The sequence below is a fragment of the Maribacter sp. R86514 genome, from assembly GCF_044597005.1.
Taxonomy (GTDB): domain Bacteria; phylum Bacteroidota; class Bacteroidia; order Flavobacteriales; family Flavobacteriaceae; genus Maribacter.
Genome location: NZ_CP138999.1, coordinates 1,755,801 through 1,777,859 on the forward strand (window position 1 = coordinate 1,755,801; position 22,059 = coordinate 1,777,859).

Annotated in this window: 9 protein-coding genes; 5 read left to right on the top strand and 4 right to left on the bottom strand. The window is 41.8% G+C overall.

The window, feature by feature from the left end; all coding sequences use genetic code 11:
* Positions 1 to 14: 14 nt before the first annotated feature.
* From SJY30_RS07845 to SJY30_RS07860, 4 genes are all read right to left on the bottom strand, one after another.
* A complete protein-coding gene (locus SJY30_RS07845) occupies positions 15 to 12,884 on the bottom strand; it encodes a gliding motility-associated C-terminal domain-containing protein (RefSeq protein WP_396635000.1) in 12,870 nt (4,289 codons plus the stop codon).
* 651 nt (positions 12,885 to 13,535) lie between these two features.
* Positions 13,536 to 15,473: an OmpA family protein gene (locus SJY30_RS07850; protein WP_396635001.1), complete on the bottom strand. Its 1,938-nt coding sequence runs from the start codon at positions 15,471 to 15,473 to the stop codon at positions 13,536 to 13,538.
* A gap of 10 nt (positions 15,474 to 15,483) precedes the next feature.
* Positions 15,484 to 16,416 carry a type IX secretion system membrane protein PorP/SprF gene (locus SJY30_RS07855; protein WP_396635002.1) on the bottom strand — a complete coding sequence of 311 codons (933 nt, stop codon included), beginning with the start codon at positions 16,414 to 16,416 and terminating at the stop codon, positions 15,484 to 15,486.
* Positions 16,417 to 16,440: 24 nt separating this feature from the next.
* Positions 16,441 to 16,788 carry a gliding motility-associated C-terminal domain-containing protein gene (locus SJY30_RS07860; protein ID WP_396635003.1) on the bottom strand — a complete coding sequence of 116 codons (348 nt, stop codon included), beginning with the start codon at positions 16,786 to 16,788 and terminating at the stop codon, positions 16,441 to 16,443.
* A gap of 758 nt (positions 16,789 to 17,546) precedes the next feature.
* Between SJY30_RS07860 and SJY30_RS07865 the strand changes: the two genes are divergently transcribed.
* The 5 genes from SJY30_RS07865 to SJY30_RS07885 all read left to right on the top strand — a co-directional run bounded on the left by SJY30_RS07865 (position 17,547) and on the right by SJY30_RS07885 (position 21,607).
* Positions 17,547 to 18,635 (top strand): sensor histidine kinase, encoded by a 1,089-nt coding sequence (locus SJY30_RS07865; RefSeq protein ID WP_396635004.1) that lies wholly within the window; start codon positions 17,547 to 17,549, stop codon positions 18,633 to 18,635.
* Positions 18,636 to 18,637: 2 nt separating this feature from the next.
* Entirely contained in the window at positions 18,638 to 19,963 is a 1,326-nt protein-coding gene (locus SJY30_RS07870) for a sigma-54-dependent transcriptional regulator (protein ID WP_396635005.1), read from the top strand.
* Positions 19,964 to 20,175: 212 nt separating this feature from the next.
* Positions 20,176 to 20,622 carry a GreA/GreB family elongation factor gene (locus SJY30_RS07875; RefSeq protein WP_396635006.1) on the top strand — a complete coding sequence of 149 codons (447 nt, stop codon included), beginning with the start codon at positions 20,176 to 20,178 and terminating at the stop codon, positions 20,620 to 20,622.
* Between the two features lie 17 nt (positions 20,623 to 20,639).
* Complete coding sequence (locus tag SJY30_RS07880) at positions 20,640 to 20,999, top strand: hypothetical protein (protein WP_396635007.1); 360 nt, start codon at positions 20,640 to 20,642, stop codon at positions 20,997 to 20,999.
* A gap of 308 nt (positions 21,000 to 21,307) precedes the next feature.
* Positions 21,308 to 21,607 (top strand): hypothetical protein, encoded by a 300-nt coding sequence (locus SJY30_RS07885; protein WP_396635008.1) that lies wholly within the window; start codon positions 21,308 to 21,310, stop codon positions 21,605 to 21,607.
* Positions 21,608 to 22,059 lie beyond the last annotated feature (452 nt).

A 22,059-nucleotide genomic window follows, 5' to 3' on the forward strand; every position in this document is an offset into this window, starting at 1 on the left:
TAAAGGGGATTTTTCTATCTGTTGATGTATAGGTAACCGGACTTATTTAAAATATTTCCATCTTTAAAATATGTAATGACATAGAAATAGACACCCACTGGCAATTCCGAATCTTTATCTATGGTTGCTCTACCGTCAGATAATCCTTTAAATAAATTACTTACGTTATCATAGCCAGACATCTTGTACACACTTACCCCCCATCTATTATATACTTCTACCGTATTGTTAGGATATGACTCGATATTCTGAATCAAGAAAGAATCATTTACACCATCGCCATCTGGGCTAATTATCTCATTGGCAACAGCAATACCGGTTTCTACCAACTCTTCATCACAACCCGCTTCTAAAGTAGGCACGCCGTTCAATGAATCACATGGGTTAAGCGGATCCGTACCGTCTAATATCTCTTGACCGTCTGTTATAGTATCGCCATCGGTATCCGCAACTTCTGGGTTCGTACCTATAGCATCTTCTTGAGAAGTGGTCAATCCATCACCATCACAATCACTAGCCGGTAATGCAGTACCATTTATATAATCACAATCATCAAGCGGACTTGTATTTTCAGTGACTTCTTGACCATCTTGTATTGTATCGCCATCAGTATCTGAATTATTTGGATTAGTACCTAATAATACCTCTTCTCCATCTAAAAGACCATCATTATCTGAATCTGGATTATTAGGATCAGTACCAGTGGCAACTTCCTCATCGGTAGACAGACCATCTTCATCACAATCACTATTACCTAACGGACTACCATTTACAGAGTCACAATCATTTAAAGGATCTGTTGTGTCTACGTTTACTTCTTGACCATCATTTATACCATCACCATCAGAATCAGGATTACTCGGGTCAGTTCCTAAAATAGCCTCATCATTATCATTGATACCGTCATTGTCCGTATCCACGGAAATATTTACAATTCCCGTTCCTGTATTACCAGCAGGATCGGTAGCCGTAATATTAATTACATCTTGATCTCCTAAAATTGGGAAGATTCCTGAATCAGGTATTACCGTCTCCGTATCTAAAATCCAGTTCCCTAAAGCATCAGTGGTCACAGAATACACAACATCTATTACATTATCTCCATCTGTATCCAAATCAATCGTAAGAGCTTCGTTAGGATTTCCTTGACCAGTTAATACCGGTGTGATATCAATGGTATTGAAACTATCTACAATAGGAGCTGAATTATCTAAAGTGATAGGATCATTGTCGCTTGCAGGGTTCAATGCAATATCCGTAACATCGGCGGTAACAGTAATTGGTCCGTTAGTCAAACTGGAAATATCAGCATCCAAAGCCGTCCAAGCATCACCCGTAACGGTAGCCGTCGTGGTTACCGTATTCGTACCGTCACTAAAAGTAACCGTTACGATTTGATCATCCTCGACACCGGTAGTAGTACCCGAAATGGTAACATCAGCGTCTTCAGCAGCGTTCACGATATCGTCAACTTCGATTGGAGTCGTGATATCTATCGTTGGGATTGAATTATCTAAAGTGATAGGATCATTGTCGCTTGCAGGGTTCAATGCAACATCCGTAACATCGGCGGTAACAGTAATCGGTCCGTTAGTCAAGCCAGATATATCAGCATCCGAAGCCGTCCAAGCATCACCCGTTACGGTAGCTGTCGTGGTTACCATATTCGTACCGTCACTAAAGGTAACCGTTACGATTTGATCATCCTCTACTCCAGTAGTGGTACCAGAAATGGTAACATCACCATCTTCATCGGCATTTACAATATTGTCCACTTCTATTGGAGTCGTGATATCGATCGTTGGGATTGAATTATCTAAAGTGATAGGATCATTATCGCTTGCAGGGTTCAATGCAACGTCGGTAACATCTGCCGTAACAGTAATTGGTCCGTTATTCAAGCCAGAAATATCAGCATCCAAAGCCGTCCAAGCATCACCCGTTACGGTAGCCGTCGTAGTAACCGTATTCGTACCGTCACTAAAAGTAACCGTTACGATTTGATTATCCTCTACACCGGTAGTTGTTCCCGATATCGTTACATCTCCATCTTCCGATGCGTTTACGATATTGTCCCCTTCTATAGGAGTCGTGATATCGATCGTTGGGATCGAGTTGTCCAATGTGATAGGATCATTATCGCTTGCAGGGTTCAACGCTACATCGGTCACGTTCGCCGTTACCGTGATCGTTCCATTGGTCAATGCGGAGATATCCGCATCCGTTGCCGTCCATGTTCCTCCGCTTACCGTTGCCGTTGTTGTTACGGTATTGGTACCATCTGAGAAGGTTACCGTTACGGTTTGATTATCCTCTACACCGGTAGTTGTTCCCGATATCGTTACATCGCCATCTTCCGATGCGTTTACGATATTGTCCCCTTCTATAGGAGTCGTGATATCGATTGTTGGGATCGAGTTGTCCAATGTGATAGGATCATTATCGCTTGCAGGGTTCAACGCTACATCGGTCACGTTCGCCGTTACCGTGATCGTTCCATTGGTCAATGCGGAGATATCCGCATCCGTTGCCGTCCATGTTCCTCCGCTTACCGTTGCCGTTGTTGTTACGGTATTGGTACCATCTGAGAAGGTTACCGTTACGGTTTGATTATCCTCTACACCGGTAGTGGTACCAGAAATGGTAACCTCGCCATCTTCCGATGCGTTTACGATATTGTCCCCTTCTATAGGAGTCGTGATATCGATCGTTGGGATTGAATTATCTAAAGTGATAGGATCATTGTCCGTTGCAGGATTCAACGCTACATCGGTTACGTTCGCCGTTACCGTGATCGTTCCATTGGTCAATGCGGAGATATCCACATCCGTTGCGGTCCATGTTCCTCCGATTACCGTTGCCGTTGTCGTTACGGTTGTTGTTCCATCGCTCAACGTTACGGTAACCGTTTGGTTGTCTTCGACACCCGTCGTTGTTCCCGATATCGTTACATCGCCATCTTCCGATGCGTTTACGACATCGTCACCTTCTATAGGAGTCGTGATATCGATCGTTGGGATCGAGTTATCCAATGTAATCGGGTCATTGTCCGTTGCAGGGTTCAATGCTACATCGGTCACGTTCGCCGTTACCGTGATCGTTCCATTGGTCAATGCGGAGATATCCGCATCCGTTGCCGTCCATGTTCCTCCGCTTACCGTTGCCGTTGTTGTTACGGTATTGGTACCATCTGAGAAGGTTACCGTTACGGTTTGATTATCCTCTACACCGGTAGTTGTTCCCGATATCGTTACATCGCCATCTTCCGATGCGTTTACGACATCGTCACCTTCTATAGGAGTCGTGATATCGATCGTTGGGATCGAGTTGTCCAATGTGATAGGATCATTATCGCTTGCAGGGTTCAACGCTACATCGGTCACGTTCGCCGTTACCGTGATCGTACCATTGGTCAATGCGGAGATATCCGCATCCGTTGCCGTCCATGTTCCTCCGCTTACCGTTGCCGTTGTTGTTACGGTTGTTGTTCCATCGCTCAACGTTACGGTAACCGTTTGGTTGTCTTCGACACCTGTCGTTGTTCCCGATATCGTTACATCGCCATCTTCCGATGCGTTTACGATATTGTCCCCTTCTATTGGAGTCGTGATATCGATCGTTGGGATTGAGTTGTCCAATGTGATAGGATCATTATCGCTTGCAGGGTTCAACGCTACATCGGTTACGTTCGCCGTTACCGTAATGGTTCCGTTTGTAAGTCCCGAAATATCCGCATCCGTTGCGGTCCATGTTCCTCCGCTTACTGTTGCCGTTGTTGTTACGGTAGTTGTTCCATCGCTCAACGTTACGGTCACAGTTTGGTTGTCCTCGACACCTGTAGTGGTACCAGAAATGGAAACATCGCCATCTTCCGCAGCATTTACGATATTGTCCCCTTCTATAGGAGTCGTGATATCGATCGTTGGGATTGAATTATCTAAAGTGAAAGGATCATTGTCCGTCGCCGGGTTCAATGCTACATCGGTCACGTTCGCCGTTACCGTGATCGTACCATTGGTCAATGCGGAGATATCCGCATCCGTTGCCGTCCATGTTCCTCCGCTTACCGTTGCCGTTGTTGTTACGGTTGTTGTTCCATCGGAAAAAGTAACGGTTACCGTTTGGTTGTCTTCGACACCTGTCGTTGTTCCCGATATCGTTACATCGCCATCTTCCGATGCGTTTACGATATTGTCCCCTTCTATTGGAGTCGTGATATCGATTGTTGGGATTGAGTTGTCCAATGTGATAGGATCATTATCGCTTGCAGGGTTCAACGCTACATCGGTTACGTTCGCCGTTACCGTAATGGTTCCGTTTGTAAGTCCCGAAATATCCGCATCCGTTGCGGTCCATGTTCCTCCGCTTACTGTTGCCGTTGTTGTTACGGTAGTTGTTCCATCGCTCAACGTTACGGTCACAGTTTGGTTGTCCTCGACACCTGTAGTGGTACCAGAAATGGAAACATCGCCATCTTCCGCAGCATTTACGATATTGTCCCCTTCTATAGGAGTCGTGATATCGATCGTTGGGATTGAATTATCTAAAGTGAAAGGATCATTGTCCGTCGCCGGGTTCAATGCTACATCGGTCACGTTCGCCGTTACCGTGATCGTTCCATTGGTCAATGCGGAGATATCCGCATCCGTTGCCGTCCATGTTCCTCCGCTTACCGTTGCCGTTGTTGTTACGGTAGTTGTTCCATCTGAGAAGGTTACCGTTACGGTTTGATTATCCTCTACACCGGTAGTGGTACCCGATATCGTTACATCTCCATCTTCCGATGCGTTTACGATATTGTCCCCTTCTATAGGAGTCGTGATATCGATCGTTGGGATTGAATTATCTAAAGTGAAAGGATCATTGTCCGTTGCAGGGTTCAATGCTACATCGGTCACGTTCGCCGTTACCGTGATCGTTCCATTGGTCAATGCGGAGATATCCGCATCCGTTGCCGTCCATGTTCCTCCGCTTACCGTTGCCGTTGTTGTTACGGTAGTTGTTCCATCTGAGAAGGTTACCGTTACGGTTTGATTATCCTCGACACCGGTAGTGGTACCGGAAATGGTAACATCGCCATCTTCCGCAGCATTTACGATATCATCACCTTCTATTGGAGTCGTGATATCTATCGTTGGGATTGAATTATCTAAAGTGATAGGATCATTATCGCTTGCAGGGTTCAATGCAACGTCGGTAACATCTGCCGTAACAGTAATTGGTCCGTTATTCAAGCCAGAAATATCAGCATCCAAAGCCGTCCAAGCATCACCCGTTACGGTAGCCGTCGTAGTAACCGTATTCGTACCGTCACTAAAAGTAACCGTTACGATTTGATCATCCTCGACACCAGTAGTAGTACCGGAGATGGCAACATCAACGTCTTCATCGGCATTTACAATATTGTCCACTTCTATTGGAGTGCTAATGTCTATTGTAGGAATGGAGTTTTCTAAAATTACAGACTCACTATCAGTCGCAGGGTTCAATGCAGCGTCGGTAACATCTGCGGTAACAGTTATTGGTCCATTATTCAATGCAGATATATCCGCATCCGTGGCCGTCCAAGCGTTACCCGTTACGTTAGCTGTCGTAGTCACCGTATTCGTACCATCGGAAAAAGTAACGGTTACCGTTTGATTATCCTCGACACCGGTAGTGGTACCAGAGATAGTAACATCGCCATCTTCCGCAGCATTTACGATATCATCACCTTCTATTGGAGTCGTGATATCTATCGTTGGGATTGAATTATCTAAAGTGATAGGATCATTGTCGCTTGCAGGGTTCAATGCAACATCCGTAACATCCGCGGTAACAGTAATTGGTCCGTTAGCCAATCCGGATATATCAGCATCCAAAGCCGTCCAAGCATCACCCGTTACGGTAGCCGTCGTGGTTACCGTATTCGTACCATCGGAAAAAGTAACGGTTACCGTTTGATTATCCTCGACACCGGTAGTGGTACCAGAGATAGTAACATCGCCATCTTCCGATGCGTTTACGATATCATCACCTTCTATTGGAGTCGTGATATCGATTGTTGGGATTGAGTTGTCCAATGTGATAGGATCATTATCGCTTGCAGGGTTCAACGCTACATCGGTTACGTTCGCCGTTACCGTAATGGTTCCGTTTGTAAGTCCCGAAATATCCGCATCCGTTGCGGTCCATGTTCCTCCGATTACTGTTGCCGTTGTCGTTACGGTGGTCGTACCGTCGCTCAACGTTACGGTAACCGTTTGGTTGTCCTCTACACCGGTAGTGGTACCGGAAATGGTAACATCACCGTCTTCAGCAGCGTTCACGATATCGTCAACTTCGATTGGAGTCGTGATATCGATCGTTGGGATTGAATTATCTAAAGTGATAGGATCATTATCGCTTGCAGGGTTCAATGCAACGTCGGTAACATCTGCCGTAACAGTAATTGGTCCGTTATTCAAGCCAGAAATATCAGCATCCAAAGCCGTCCAAGCATCACCCGTTACGGTAGCCGTCGTAGTAACCGTATTCGTACCGTCACTAAAAGTAACCGTTACGATCTGATTATCCTCGACACCGGTAGTGGTACCAGAGATAGTAACATCGCCATCTTCCGCAGCATTTACGATATCATCACCTTCTATTGGAGTCGTGATATCTATCGTTGGGATTGAATTATCTAAAGTGATAGGATCATTATCGCTTGCAGGGTTCAACGCTACATCGGTCACGTTCGCCGTTACCGTGATCGTACCATTGGTCAATGCGGAGATATCCGCATCCGTTGCCGTCCATGTTCCTCCGCTTACCGTTGCCGTTGTTGTTACGGTTGTTGTTCCATCGCTCAACGTTACGGTAACCGTTTGGTTGTCTTCGACACCTGTCGTTGTTCCCGATATCGTTACATCGCCATCTTCCGATGCGTTTACGATATTGTCCCCTTCTATTGGAGTCGTGATATCGATTGTTGGGATTGAGTTGTCCAATGTGATAGGATCATTATCGCTTGCAGGGTTCAACGCTACATCGGTTACGTTCGCCGTTACCGTAATGGTTCCGTTTGTAAGTCCCGAAATATCCGCATCCGTTGCGGTCCATGTTCCTCCGCTTACTGTTGCCGTTGTTGTTACGGTAGTTGTTCCATCGCTCAACGTTACGGTCACAGTTTGGTTGTCCTCGACACCTGTTGTCGTTCCCGATATCGTTACATCGCCATCTTCCGATGCGTTTACGATATTGTCTCCTTCTATTGGAGTCGTGATATCGATCGTTGGGATCGAGTTATCCAATGTAATAGGATCATTGTCCGTCGCCGGGTTCAACGCTACATCGGTTACGTTCGCCGTTACCGTAATGGTTCCGTTTGTAAGTCCCGAAATATCCGCATCCGTTGCGGTCCATGTTCCCCCGATTACTGTTGCCGTTGTTGTTACCGTATTGGTACCATCGCTCAACGTTACGGTAACCGTTTGGTTGTCCTCTACACCGGTAGTTGTTCCCGATATCGTTACATCTCCATCTTCCGATGCGTTTACGATATTGTCCCCTTCTATCGGTGTCGTGATATCTATAGTAGGTAAAGAGTTATCTAATGTAATAGGATCATTGTCCGTTGCAGGGTTCAACGCTACATCGGTCACGTTCGCCGTTACCGTGATCGTTCCGTTTGTAAGTCCCGAAATATCCGCATCCGTTGCCGTCCATGTTCCTCCGATTACCGTTGCCGTTGTCGTTACGGTGGTCGTACCATCGCTCAACGTTACGGTTACCGTTTGATTATCCTCGACACCGGTAGTGGTACCAGAGATAGTAACATCGCCATCTTCCGCAGCATTTACGATATCATCACCTTCTATAGGAGTCGTGATATCTATCGTTGGGATTGAATTATCAAGTATTATTGGATCATTGTCGCTTGCAGGGTTCAATGCAGCGTCGGTAACATCCGCAGTAACAGTAATTGGTCCGTTATTCAAGCCAGATATATCAGCATCAGTTGCCGTCCAAGCATCACCCGTAACGGTAGCTGTCGTAGTCACCGTATTCGTACCATCGCTCAACGTTACGGTAACCGTTTGGTTGTCCTCTACACCGGTAGTGGTACCCGATATCGTTACATCGCCATCTTCCGATGCGTTTACGATATTGTCCCCTTCTATTGGTGTCGTGATATCTATAGTAGGTAAAGAGTTATCTAATGTAATAGGATCATTGTCGCTTGCAGGGTTCAACGCTACATCGGTCACGTTCGCCGTTACCGTGATCGTTCCGTTTGTAAGTCCCGAAATATCCGCATCCGTTGCCGTCCAAGCATCACCCGTAACGGTAGCTGTCGTAGTCACCGTATTCGTACCATCGGAAAAAGTAACGGTTACCGTTTGATTATCCTCGACACCGGTAGTGGTACCCGATATCGTTACATCGCCATCTTCCGATGCGTTTACGATATTGTCTCCTTCTATTGGAGTCGTGATATCGATCGTTGGGATCGAGTTATCCAATGTAATCGGGTCATTGTCCGTCGCAGGGTTCAATGCTACATCGGTTACGTTCGCCGTTACCGTAATGGTTCCGTTTGTAAGTCCCGAAATATCCGCATCCGTTGCGGTCCATGTTCCTCCGATTACCGTTGCCGTTGTCGTTACGGTGGTCGTACCATCGCTCAACGTTACGGTAACCGTTTGGTTGTCCTCTACACCGGTAGTTGTTCCCGATATCGTTACATCGCCATCTTCCGATGCGTTTACGATATTGTCCCCTTCTATTGGAGTGGTGATATCGATTGTTGGGATTGAACTATCTAAAGTGATAGGGTCATTGTCGCTTGCAGGGTTCAACGCTACATCGGTTACGTTCGCCGTTACCGTGATCGTACCATTGGTCAATGCGGAGATATCCGCATCCGTTGCCGTCCATGTTCCTCCGCTTACCGTTGCCGTTGTTGTTACGGTTGTTGTTCCATCGGAAAAAGTAACGGTTACCGTTTGATTATCCTCGACACCGGTAGTGGTACCCGATATCGTTACATCGCCATCTTCCGATGCGTTTACGATATTGTCTCCTTCTATTGGAGTCGTGATATCGATCGTTGGGATCGAGTTATCCAATGTAATAGGATCATTGTCCGTTGCAGGGTTCAACGCTACATCGGTCACGTTCGCCGTTACCGTGATCGTACCATTGGTCAATGCGGAGATATCCGCATCCGTTGCCGTCCATGTTCCTCCGATTACCGTTGCCGTTGTCGTTACGGTGGTCGTACCATCGCTCAACGTTACGGTAACCGTTTGGTTGTCCTCTACACCTGTTGTCGTTCCCGATATCGTTACATCGCCATCTTCCGATGCGTTTACGATATTGTCTCCTTCTATTGGAGTCGTGATATCGATCGTTGGGATCGAGTTATCCAATGTAATAGGATCATTGTCCGTCGCCGGGTTCAACGCTACATCGGTTACGTTCGCCGTTACCGTGATCGTACCATTGGTCAATGCGGAGATATCCGCATCCGTTGCCGTCCATGTTCCTCCGCTTACCGTTGCCGTTGTCGTTACGGTGGTCGTACCATCGCTCAACGTTACGGTTACCGTTTGATTATCCTCGACACCGGTAGTGGTACCAGAGATAGTAACATCGCCATCTTCCGATGCGTTTACGATATTGTCCCCTTCTATCGGTGTCGTGATATCTATAGTAGGTAAAGAGTTATCTAATGTAATAGGATCATTGTCCGTTGCAGGGTTCAACGCTACATCGGTCACGTTCGCCGTTACCGTGATCGTTCCGTTTGTAAGTCCCGAAATATCCGCATCCGTTGCCGTCCATGTTCCTCCGATTACCGTTGCCGTTGTCGTTACGGTGGTCGTACCATCGCTCAACGTTACGGTAACCGTTTGGTTGTCCTCTACACCTGTTGTCGTTCCCGATATCGTTACATCGCCATCTTCCGATGCGTTTACGATATTGTCCCCTTCTATTGGAGTGGTGATATCGATTGTTGGGATTGAACTATCTAAAGTGATAGGGTCATTGTCCGTCGCCGGGTTCAACGCTACATCGGTTACGTTCGCCGTTACCGTGATCGTACCATTGGTCAATGCGGAGATATCCGCATCCGTTGCCGTCCATGTTCCTCCGCTTACCGTTGCCGTTGTCGTTACGGTGGTCGTACCATCGCTCAACGTTACGGTTACCGTTTGATTATCCTCGACACCGGTAGTGGTACCAGAGATAGTAACATCGCCATCTTCCGCAGCATTTACGATATTGTCTCCTTCTATTGGAGTCGTGATATCGATCGTTGGGATCGAGTTATCCAATGTAATCGGGTCATTGTCCGTCGCAGGGTTCAATGCTACATCGGTTACGTTCGCCGTTACCGTAATGGTTCCGTTTGTAAGTCCCGAAATATCCGCATCCGTTGCGGTCCATGTTCCTCCGATTACCGTTGCCGTTGTCGTTACGGTGGTCGTACCATCGCTCAACGTTACGGTAACCGTTTGGTTGTCCTCTACACCGGTAGTGGTACCCGATATCGTTACATCGCCATCTTCCGATGCGTTTACGATATTGTCCCCTTCTATTGGAGTCGTGATATCGATCGTTGGGATCGAGTTATCCAATGTAATCGGGTCATTGTCCGTCGCAGGGTTCAATGCTACATCGGTTACGTTCGCCGTTACCGTAATGGTTCCGTTTGTAAGTCCCGAAATATCCGCATCCGTTGCGGTCCATGTTCCTCCGATTACCGTTGCCGTTGTCGTTACGGTGGTCGTACCGTCGCTCAACGTTACGGTAACCGTTTGGTTGTCTTCGACACCTGTCGTCGTTCCCGATATCGTTACATCGCCATCTTCCGATGCGTTTACGATATTGTCCCCTTCTATTGGAGTCGTGATGGAAATGGTAGGAGGATTTTTTGATCCATTAAGTGTAATTATTAAGTTAGCGGTATCTGAATTAGTACCATCTGATAATCTATATTGGAATGTTTCAGTTAGTGTTTCCCCAATAAGCAAATTTGCAACAGTAGGGTTGTTAGTATCTGGTGTGTACGTATAACTACCATCTGGGTTTACAACAATTGTTCCATATAGGCCTACAAAGGTAGAACCTACAACAACAGGGTTACCATCTATTTCTATAACAAGAACATTATCCGCTCCACCCTGCCAGTATATATCTGATACACCTGCAATTTGCTGTGCGGGGTCTGCATCTGTAACATTTGGACCATAGTTATAACTTAATGTCAATTGATTAATAGGTTCTTCAAAAAAAACGTTAACATTACCGGTAGCATCTGAAGTAATTGCATTTCCTGTTCCGTAAAAGGTATTACTACCTGCATCTACTACCCCGCCTGTGGTTACAAACTTAAAATTGGATGAAACACCATCTAAAAACCCATTAATTGTAATTTGATCTTGCCATGAAGTACTCTGTGAATAATCTATATCAACTAATAAGAAGCCTAAATTAAATACAGGTTCATCAAAAGTTATCGTTAACTCAGTATCACTAACAGGATTGGTGGTTGAATTTATAGCATAACCTAAATAGCCGGTATGCCCTCCATTGGTGGCTGTTTGGTATACAACTTGATTTTGATTAGCTATACCTATTCCAGAAGGATCCGTAGAGGTAAAACTTAGTAAAACACCATCAACAGTTCTGGTTGTGCCAGTTACTGGCGCAGATAAATTTGTAAATACACCACCTGGAGCACTGAACTCATTTTCCCAAACTAAAGTAGATAAACCTCTATCAATATAATCTGCACCATTGACACCAATGTCTGTTATAATATTTCCATTGGCATTAGTTTCGGTAAAAACGGTAACATCATCATTATTGTCTAAAGCTACGGGCATTTCATCAACCCCGTTTATAGTAACAGTCAAAATCCCATAATCTATATAACCGTCTACATCTTCTATTGTATAAGAAACTATATCTTGTAAAATTTCCCCATTTTTTAAACCTGTAACCGATGAATTTGTTTCATCAACGTCATAAGTATAACTACCATTTGCCTGTATGGTAACACTACCATATAGGGTATGATATGGGTTACCCACACTAGATGGATAGACATCTACCTCTGAAACAAAAATATTATTACCAGAATCAGGAGTTCCATTAGTTAAGACATTTCCGGCTATAGCACCTGTATTATTGGCAGCAATAGCGTTTACATTATCAGTAGCAACTGGGGCAGTGTATACGGTAATCAATGTTTGTGAAGTACTGGTTTGCGAAGCTGTATCAGTTACTTGAACATCGATAGTTCGTAAACCATCTGTTTGAGAAGCTGATAAATTACCATAATAGGCACCAGTCATTACAGCTTCAAATACAGCATTAGGTATTGGGTTACCAGAAGCTTCGGTAATTTGAAAACTTGTCGCAGTAACTTGAGCAATGCGTATACTCGTACCAGCAAAATTATATAATCTAGAAGGAAATGGCGGTGTTCCATTTAAATAAAATAAAACAAATCCGCTTGTACCATCATTAAAGGATAACAACTCCCCATTGGGGGTATCTACAACGCCCGATACGGTAATAGTTGCGTTTAGAATTGTATTTGCATCAGAAGTTAAGGATGAATTTAAACTTATAGGATATACATTGCTGGTGGTAGGATCAACACTAAAAGCGTAATTATTACCTGCTGTAGCGCTATTTAAATCTAATACTGGTAACGCATAATTATAAAAACCAACATCTAAAATAGGTTTACCAATTGGATTATTATTAGTATTCATAGCAATACTACTTTTATCAATTGGAGTATTGGAACGTAATTCTAAAGGATGATAAAAACCTAAATATAAAATAAATAAACTTAGATACTTTATGAATGAAGTGTCTGTAATTCGCAGTGATTTTTTCATAGTGGTTATTATAAAGGGAACGTAGTCAGGGGAATTTTAAATTTTATTAAAACTGATTTTTAGCTAAGTTTGGTTTGGGTTGATAATACCAAAGAAAGATGTTATAGGATTTGAAAACTGATTTTTTAATACAACTGGTAATTCTACAAAGGCCAAAGAACCAAAAGTATCGTTGAACCGTATTTTTTTATTTTCATCTTCATTTTAATGTCAAAATTCTCGTCGCATCTTATTTACTTAAAATTCTAGTTTTGCTATTATTAGTATTGATAAATATAAGCTAGCGAATTATTTAAAAGTAGGCATTATACTACATTATATTGTAATTTTTCCTAAAAGTATAGAGAGAACCCGATTAGTTGTCAACTTATGTTGTCTGCCTAGAATAAAATGTTGTAAAATGATGATTTTTGTATGTAAAAAATTTGCAAAAAGATGTATTTCATCGATAAAACCTTTATTTTAAACGGAGTAAACAACTTCATTTTTGTAAGAATTTTATGTTTTTGTAGTCTTAAATTGAATCATATACTAATTTCTATTTTAAAAAATCGGATGTACCACACTATTTTTTGTAGTCCAATTTATAAACAAAACAAAAAAAGGGAAGGAGCTTTGCTCCTTCCCTTTTTTTGTTTTGGTCTATGTTAGTTATTCTACCACAATAAACTCCGATCTTCTGTTGAGCTGATGTTTCTCTTTGCTACATGGTACATTGTTGCTACAGTTGTTCGTAAGCTCCGTTTCGCCATAGCCTTCGTATGAGATCCTCTCGCCAGGGATACCGGCCGCCATCAAATATTCAGCGGTGGCCTTTGCCCTGTTCGCCGATAATCGCATGTTGTACGCATCGTTAGCACGTGAATCGGTATGCGAACGTACCTGTACGTTTACACTTGGGTATTCGTTCAAGTATGCCAATACCTTTTCTATGCTGATCCTTGCATCTTCCCTGATGAAGTACTTGTCGAAATCGAAGTAGATCGGTTCTATGTTCAGGTATTTCGCAAGGTCGGTGCCTGCAGGTGCCGATGGGTCGACTTGTGCCAGTACGATCTCAATGCCGGTCGCGTCTTCTGCTTTGACGGTCATGAAGGTCTTGTTGCCTTCTTCGTAGTCCGCTTTGGTCGCTACTACCTTATAACTTCCTTCTGCGCAGTTGCCTTCCATTTCGAATGCTCCGTTCTCGTCAGTGCTCGAGCTAGATATCACTTTGTTATCCTTGTCGTATACCGTTACCGATGCATCGGTTAACAGTGCATTGGTCTTCTCGTCCTTTACGATTCCCGTAATATTCGTATGGCAGGTGAAGTCGAGCGGGGTCATTTCTACAAAACCGTAGATATCGTCATTGCCCTGTCCTCCTTTTCTGTTCGATGCGAAAAAGCCTTTCTTCGTCTCTTCGTTTATAATGTACGAGAAGTCGTCTTCCTCCCCGTTCAATGGGCGTCCAACATTGTAGATCTCTCCCGTTTCATTGTTCAGATCCGTTGCGAAAACGTCAAGTCCCCCTAGTCCCGGATGCCCGTCAGAAGAGAAATATAGTTTATCCGATTCCGTTACGAACGGAAAGGTCTCCCTTGCCTCCGTATTGATTCTTGGTCCAAGGTTCTTCGGTGTACCGAAACTACCGTCCGTGTTGATGTCCACCACGTAGATATCGGACTCCCCTTTCGTTCCCGGCATATCCGAAGCGAAGTATAATTTGGTTTCATCGTTGTTCAGCGTTGGGTGTGCTACCGAATAGCTGTCCCCGTTAAAGGGCAGTTCCTCTATATCGTTCCATTCGCCTTCTATCAATTTTGCCCTATATATTTTTAATCGGCTTACCCCTTCTTCGTCCCTTTCGAACTTGCCTTCGTCAGAGTTGTTACGTGTAAAGTACATCGTCTGTCCGTCCTTAGTGAATGCCGTTGACGATTCATGGGTCTTCTTGTTCAGTCTCTTGCTCAGTTTGTCCACATTGGTGAAATTTCCTTGGTCGTCCTGTGCCGCTTTGTACAGGTTCAAGAAAGAGCCGTTGTTCCATTTATGGATGTTCTTCGATAGCAGTCCGCTGTCCCTTGCCGTAGAGAACACCAGTCCGTCTTCATAGAAAGAGGGCGCAAAGTCCGATACCTTCGAGTTCAGCCCTATATTCTTTAGTTCGTACCTGCCCGAACGTTCCGCTATCTGTTCCAGGTAGTCCTGGTTGTCGTTAAATGCGATGGCACGTTGGTCCATGGCCTTGGCTGTCTTGAACTTGTTCATCCATGTGTCGGATTCCGTATAGTTCTCCAATGACTTCAAGGTCTGTGCGTATCTGTACATATATTCCGGATCGATGTCAGCACCTTCCAGTGCGAACAGTTTGCCGTACCAGCTCGATGCCTCTTCGTAGTTCGCGTTCAGATAGTTCGCGTTGCCCAGGTTCTTATAGATATCCTCCTCCGTATTTCCATCCTTTACCAATTGCTCGTACGATCGTATCGCGGAGGCATAGGCGTAGTCCGTGAATTTTGTATCCGCTTTCTCTACTTTCTTGTCCTGTGCGCTTGCCATCATGGCCATTACCGCCAGGCCGTAAAATATATATCCTGTTTTTTTCATGTCGTTTTTTTTAAAAGAATCTTGGGGTCAGTACTCGTTTGTACCTGTTCAAGAACTCGTACCTCAGCATGATCTCGAAAGAACCGTCGTTGAACCTGGTCGCCCCAAGGTCGGTGGTTTCCTTATCGTACGCCAGACCGAGCATCAACTGGTCGGTCATCTGAAAACCGAACAGGGCGCTGATCGCCGCGTCCCAGCGGTACGCCGCTCCCAAGGAGAACTTGTCGTTGAAAAGGAAGTTCGCGCTCAGGTCTACCTGTAAAGGTGCCCCCTTTACAGCTTTTACAAGTGCCGCAGGCTTGAACTTTACGTTCGGGTTCAGGTCGAACACGTACCCCGTGATCAGATAGAGGTTCATACGCTCCTGCGCGATCAAACTCGAACTGTTCGAATCGGAACTGTCGAAATGTTCGGTCTGTAAAAAGTTCGGAACCGATAGTCCCGCATAGAATTGGTCCGTATGGTAATAGATACCAGCTCCGAAGTTCGGCGAGAACTTGTTGTCGATGTTCGGTAGGTTGCTCTCCGCCCCGTAGTTTCTCAGTTTCGTGAAGTCCACGTTGAACAGGTGCCCGCCCGCTTTTAGACCGAACGACAGCTTCCCTTCCTCAGAGGTGTTCACCGTATAGCTGAACGCGGCATCGATATAGGTATCCTGGTTGGTACCGTTACCGATCTCGTCGTTCACCACCGATAGCCCAAGGCCTACATGGTCGGAGACAGGGGTATGGAAGTTCAACGTCTGTGTCGTCGGTGCGCCGTCAAGCCCCACCCACTGCGAACGGTGAAGCGCGGCTATGCTCAATACTCCCCGGGAACCTGCGTACGCAGGGTTCACCGATATCGTATTGTACATGTACTGCGTGTACTGGGCGTCTTGCTGCGCTTGCCCCATAAAGAGTCCCGCAACGGTAATTATAATGGTTAGAAAATATTTGTTCATCGTATCTTTTTTAAGGGGATTTTTTTATCTGTTGATGTATAGGTAACCGGACTTGTTCAAGTTATCTCCGTTGTTATTATACTTGATTACATAGAAATAGACACCCACTGGTAATTTGGAATCTTTATCTATGGTTGCTCTACCGTCAGATAATCCTTTAAATAAATTACTTACGTTATCATAGCCAGACATCTTGTACACACTTACCCCCCATCTATTATATACTTCTACCGTATTGTTAGGGTACGACTCGATATTCTGAATCAGGAAAGAATCATTTACACCATCGCCATCTGCAACATATTCAACGTCATATGATAAATCAAATATTATACTGAAATTATAACAGAAAGATTTTTCTCCTCTGAACAATACTTCTTCCTAAGAATTATTAAAACCGCCACAAGTAGCTTAATCTTGTGGGTTTAGATATACAGCATAACAATAACTTTCTATTTTTGCCATTTTATTACTTTTATACAAAAACATAAGTAGCAAATAAATAAAGAAAATTATAGAGGAAAACTACTTCCTAAATGTAAATTTTCATATTTCAAAAGACTTACTTAATAAGTAAGTTTAATACTACATATTTTATGCTACACGCACAAATCTAGTTGAAGACTAAAATGTTTTATACTTTTTGTTGTAAAATGAAGATAGTTGTATGGCAAATGTTAAAAAACGTATGTGTAATATCGTAATTTTATTGCACTTTATCGATGAAGTAAGTTATAGCAGGCTTTGCAAGGGCATGTATTAAACAGACATACTTCGCTAAAAAGTAGTTTTTGAGCTAAACCCAATATTTACGGGTCTTAAGAGCCTAAATATTGAAATTCTAATTTTGACCAAATCTTTGTGAGCAAGTGTAAATATCAGGCACACCCTAAATTGGTCAACCAGTAATTCCTACAAATATTATATTAATAAAATTTAAAAAAATGTTTATACTTTCCTACAGAAAGTCATTCCTACTTTCTAAGTATCGCTTGCTGTCTTTATAAAAAAAATCAATTAATCAATTTTTTATTTTTTCGATTCGGAATTTGCAAAAAAATAGAATTAAACAAGGCATATTTTTTAACTTCCCAAATATTGTAGAAATTTAGGTTAGAATCGTAATTGCTATGAATACCGCAGAGGATAAATTAAAAGAACGTGTAAAAGAACTTACCTGCCTTTATGAGGTTACTTCTATAATTGTTAATTCTGATTATGACCAATTAGAAGCTTCTCTTGAAGCTATCGCCTATTGTCTTAAAAGAGCCTGGCAGTTTGAAAATGTTACAGAAGTCTTTTTAAAAACAGGCGAATACCAAGTACAGACCGAGGATTATAAAGAAGATATGGTCACCTTAGTTTCCAAGATCAAGGTCTTCAATAAAATAGAAGGCGAAGTTTTCGTTGGCTACCCTTCAAACAAATATACTATTGACGATTTTTTAATTGAAGAACAGGCCTTATTGAATAACGTAGCCTTAGCTATTGGTAACTTAATTGAACGAAAACAAATTCGTGATAAGGAAGCCATTACAAGAAGAAAAATGGAGCGTACGGACCGCTTGCATATTCTAGGTGAAATTACCGCAGGTATTGCACATGAATTAAATACTCCCCTTGCAAATATTCTTGGTTTTGCTGAATTATTGACCGATAAAATTACAGATAAAGAGACCGTTAGAGACCTTGAAAAAATAATGGACAGCGCAATTTTTAGTCGGGAAATAGTGAAAAAACTGATGTTCTTTGCTTGTGAAATGCCACAAGAAATGAAGATGGTAAAACTGAACCCAATTATTACCAGTGTTATAAAATTGCTTGAACCCTCTTTACGGCCTAAAAGTCTAAAGCTTACTACATCTTTTGATAATGATGACATTGAACTAAGGGCAGATAATGTGCAATTGACCCAAGTAATGTTCAATCTGATTATGAATGCTATCTACTATTCACCCCATGATAGTACTATTACCATACATGTCTTACAAACCGCAAGTCATGTAAGTATTGAAATTACCGATGAAGGAAAAGGTATACCGACCCAATTAGAAGACAAAGTATTTGAGCCTTTTTTCACTTCTAAACCTATTGGAGAAGGCTCTGGCTTAGGACTAAGTGTTGTACATGGTATTATTACTAGCCACAAAGGTAAAATAGAACACAAACCAAATACACCTAAAGGGACTATATTTACCATTGACTTTCCTATATTGTAATTATGTATTTGCGCAAAGAGAACATTCTTATAGTAGATGATGACATAGACATTTTAGAGCTTTTACAAAGGCACCTGAAGTCTATGGACTATCATAGCTATAAAGCCGTTTCAGTGAAAGAAGCTTTATTTATATTAAAGGATACTTTTATTGACCTACTCATTACCGATATACAAATGCCCGAAATAGACGGACTCCAACTATTGAAGTTCGCTAATGAGCATTATCCTGAGATCCCTAAATTGGTAGTTACCGGTTACCCCTCTGTAGAAGGAACTTTAGAGGTCATAAAATCTGGAGCCATAGATTATTTGACCAAACCTTTCACCAAAGCTGAGTTAAAAGAGGCGATTGAAAAAGCATTGACTCAAAATGTAAAACGTAAACAAGTAACAAGTATTCAACTGAAATCTGGCGAGAACATATATTCTGATATGGTTGGCGCATCTGAAGCTTTTAAAAAAGTTACCAATATCATTGAACGCGTAAAAGATAATAAAGCAACAGTAATCGTTACTGGTGAAAGTGGAACGGGAAAAGAATTAGTTGCCAGAGCAATTCACTATTCAGGCAAATTTTCTAGAGAGCCATTTATTGCCGTTAACTGCTCAGCCATACCAGAAAACTTACAAGAAGCTGAACTATTCGGATACATTAAAGGAGCTTTTACAGGTGCCAACGAAAATAGAAACGGTTTTTTTCAGGCGGCTGAAGGAGGAACTTTATTTTTAGATGAGATCGGTACAGCCTCATTAGCCGTGCAAGCAAAATTACTCCGTGCACTACAAGAGAAAGAAATTACCAGAGTAGGTTCACAAAAGATTGAAAAAGTCGATATTAGAATTATTGCGGCTACCAATGCTAATCTACGAGAAGAGATAAAAAGCAACAGGTTTAGAGAAGATCTGTATTACAGATTAACAGTTGTAGAAATCAATGTGCCTCCTCTACGCGAGCGTAAATCCGATATAAGTATTTTAACCGATAAGTTTTTGCGTAAATACGGTATAGAATTTAAAGATCGCTTACTTCGTATTTCTCCGGAAGCATTGCAAATACTTGAGCGATATAATTGGCCTGGAAATATTAGGGAATTAGAAAATATTATTCAAAGGGCCGTTATCATGGCAGATGGTAGTATTGAAGTAAAAGATCTGCCCGAATTTTTAAAATACCAAATTAATTTTCCAGAAAACGAATTACGCCCGCTACGTGCTATGGAAAAAGAATATATACTACAAGTGTTAGCTCACACTAAGGGCAACAAAACCAAAGCTGCTGAAATTCTTCAGATAGATCGCAAAACCCTACGCGAAAAACTAAAATAACACCGGGTAATTTCTCCTCAACTGGGTAATTTAACCCCAGTTATAAAAATTTCAATAAAATAAATTTTAATTATAATTATTTGACAATCAATACACTATATAATTATTTGATTTTTATATTAGGTATAGGCACATCAATTGCTCTATAGACAACGAATAGTTAATTATTAAAAATATTTCGAATAGTCAGTACAATCATTATAAGGCAACATATGAAATACGGTACTCTCGTTTTTGAACAAAGTGAATTTTGGATGATACAAAATCATTTAGAAAACAATGATATTATAGAAGACTATGCTCATAAAAATACGTTAGAAATACTGACTCAAAATATGAATTTCGCATTGTGTTTAAGTGCAGAAGATATTCCGTTCGATATTATCACTTTAAACTCTATGCTTAAAGTTAGGGGTGAATCTGGTATTTGTCAAACATTTCAAATGGTATCACCTAACGAAGTTGATATTAAGAACAATAAAATTTCTGTAATCAGCAGTTTAGGCGCATCGGTTATTGGCCGTGCGGTAGAAGATAAAATCTCATACGGATTACCCGGAGACCTTATTTCATTAAAAATAACAAAAGTAAACCAACCAAATACAGCCAACAAAAGCACTACTGAAGAGCAAAAGACCAAAAAAGAAAAAATTTATTAACTCTAAATCGATCAGTTATGTTAAAATACGTAATTACCCTATTATTTTCAGTAAGTCTATTAAACGCACAAAACAACGTCACTAACCAAACCGAGGTAAATGTCGGTGATGTTTTTGAAATTGGAAAACCAGAATCCAACAAATACAAACACATAGATTTCCCAAGAGAAAACTTTATTATAAAGCGTGGTGGCATAGCCAATTATAGGCGAGCACATGGCGAAGAAGTTGTAGTAACAGCCGTTAGAGAGTTAAAAGACGGCACAACACAAGTTAAAATAAAGCGTAACGACGGCGGGCGTTTTTTTAATAGCCATACGGTAGTTACCGCAGATTTTAAGGACGCCATTACCTCGGGCGAATTACAAGCACTATAATTATTTAATTACATATACATCCACTTGGTTTCTAGTATAAATTGGCTGATATATTTAGATTAACCAAGTGGATGTTCTAATAATACCTTTTGCCTAGATACAATTATCGATTAACACACCTTGGTTACCATTAAAAATAAAGAAGCGGAGCACTTGCTATCGCAAATAGCACACACGGTGGTATTTAATAAGAAAATAGTACACTTTAAAAATGATTAAGCATATAAAATTTAGATAGGTAAAAGAAATATAAATAGTATTTAAAGGTTATAAGAACCAATTCATTCACGAACCTTTAATAAGTATCTATGCTAGAAATACTCGCCATTGGCTATTTTACAAAAAAAATCAGAACAATAGCTGACGAAAAAAATATAAAACCTAGTAAGTGGATATGGAGATTGGTACTAACCTGGTTCGGTGTAGAAATAGTCACTATCATTTTATTTTTCACACTAACAAATACTGATATTGACGATGGTATTTTTATGGCATTGCTACCTGCACTGATAATGGCGGCACTAAGTGCTTTTTATACCGTGAAACAGCTTAAAAAAGAGCCAAATATACCTTTCGATGATATAAAAACCGATACCCTTGAAGCTTAAGGGCTTTAGCTTCATTCAGTGTATAATTCATATTTTTAGAACTTACACACTAGACATTAACACTTATGTAATGAACTTATAAGGCCAAACATCATTTAACTTCGCTTAAACCCTATAATTAAAACATATTTGCCAAATCGTTTGCATATCAAATACAAACTTAAAAATATCAGCAGAGAAATTAATAGCTTAATTAAACGGTAAATCTTATAAGTTAAAACAATAGTCGTTTTGTAAAAAAACAGTTAATTAACTACCTATAAAAAGTTGATACTTTAGATGTTTCAAATTAACAATCTTACTTGTTATAAGGGAATCTTATATATTATTTGGCGAAGTTAGCTAAGGTAAAATTGAATCGAAGAACATAGCGTTTCCCCGCTTTTATCCTTTTTAAAAAGCATGGATTCTTTGAAAACGTATATTTATTGTATCAGGTTAACAGTTTAACC

Coding starts and splice junctions, on each gene's coding strand:
- SJY30_RS07885 (WP_396635008.1), top strand. CDS start 21,308: ATGCTAGAAATACTCGCCATTGGCTATTTTACAAAAAAAATCAGAACA.
- SJY30_RS07865 (WP_396635004.1), top strand. CDS start 17,547: ATGAATACCGCAGAGGATAAATTAAAAGAACGTGTAAAAGAACTTACC.
- SJY30_RS07845 (WP_396635000.1), bottom strand. CDS start 12,884: ATGAAAAAATCACTGCGAATTACAGACACTTCATTCATAAAGTATCTA.
- SJY30_RS07875 (WP_396635006.1), top strand. CDS start 20,176: ATGAAATACGGTACTCTCGTTTTTGAACAAAGTGAATTTTGGATGATA.
- SJY30_RS07850 (WP_396635001.1), bottom strand. CDS start 15,473: ATGAAAAAAACAGGATATATATTTTACGGCCTGGCGGTAATGGCCATG.
- SJY30_RS07855 (WP_396635002.1), bottom strand. CDS start 16,416: ATGAACAAATATTTTCTAACCATTATAATTACCGTTGCGGGACTCTTT.
- SJY30_RS07870 (WP_396635005.1), top strand. CDS start 18,638: ATGTATTTGCGCAAAGAGAACATTCTTATAGTAGATGATGACATAGAC.
- SJY30_RS07880 (WP_396635007.1), top strand. CDS start 20,640: ATGTTAAAATACGTAATTACCCTATTATTTTCAGTAAGTCTATTAAAC.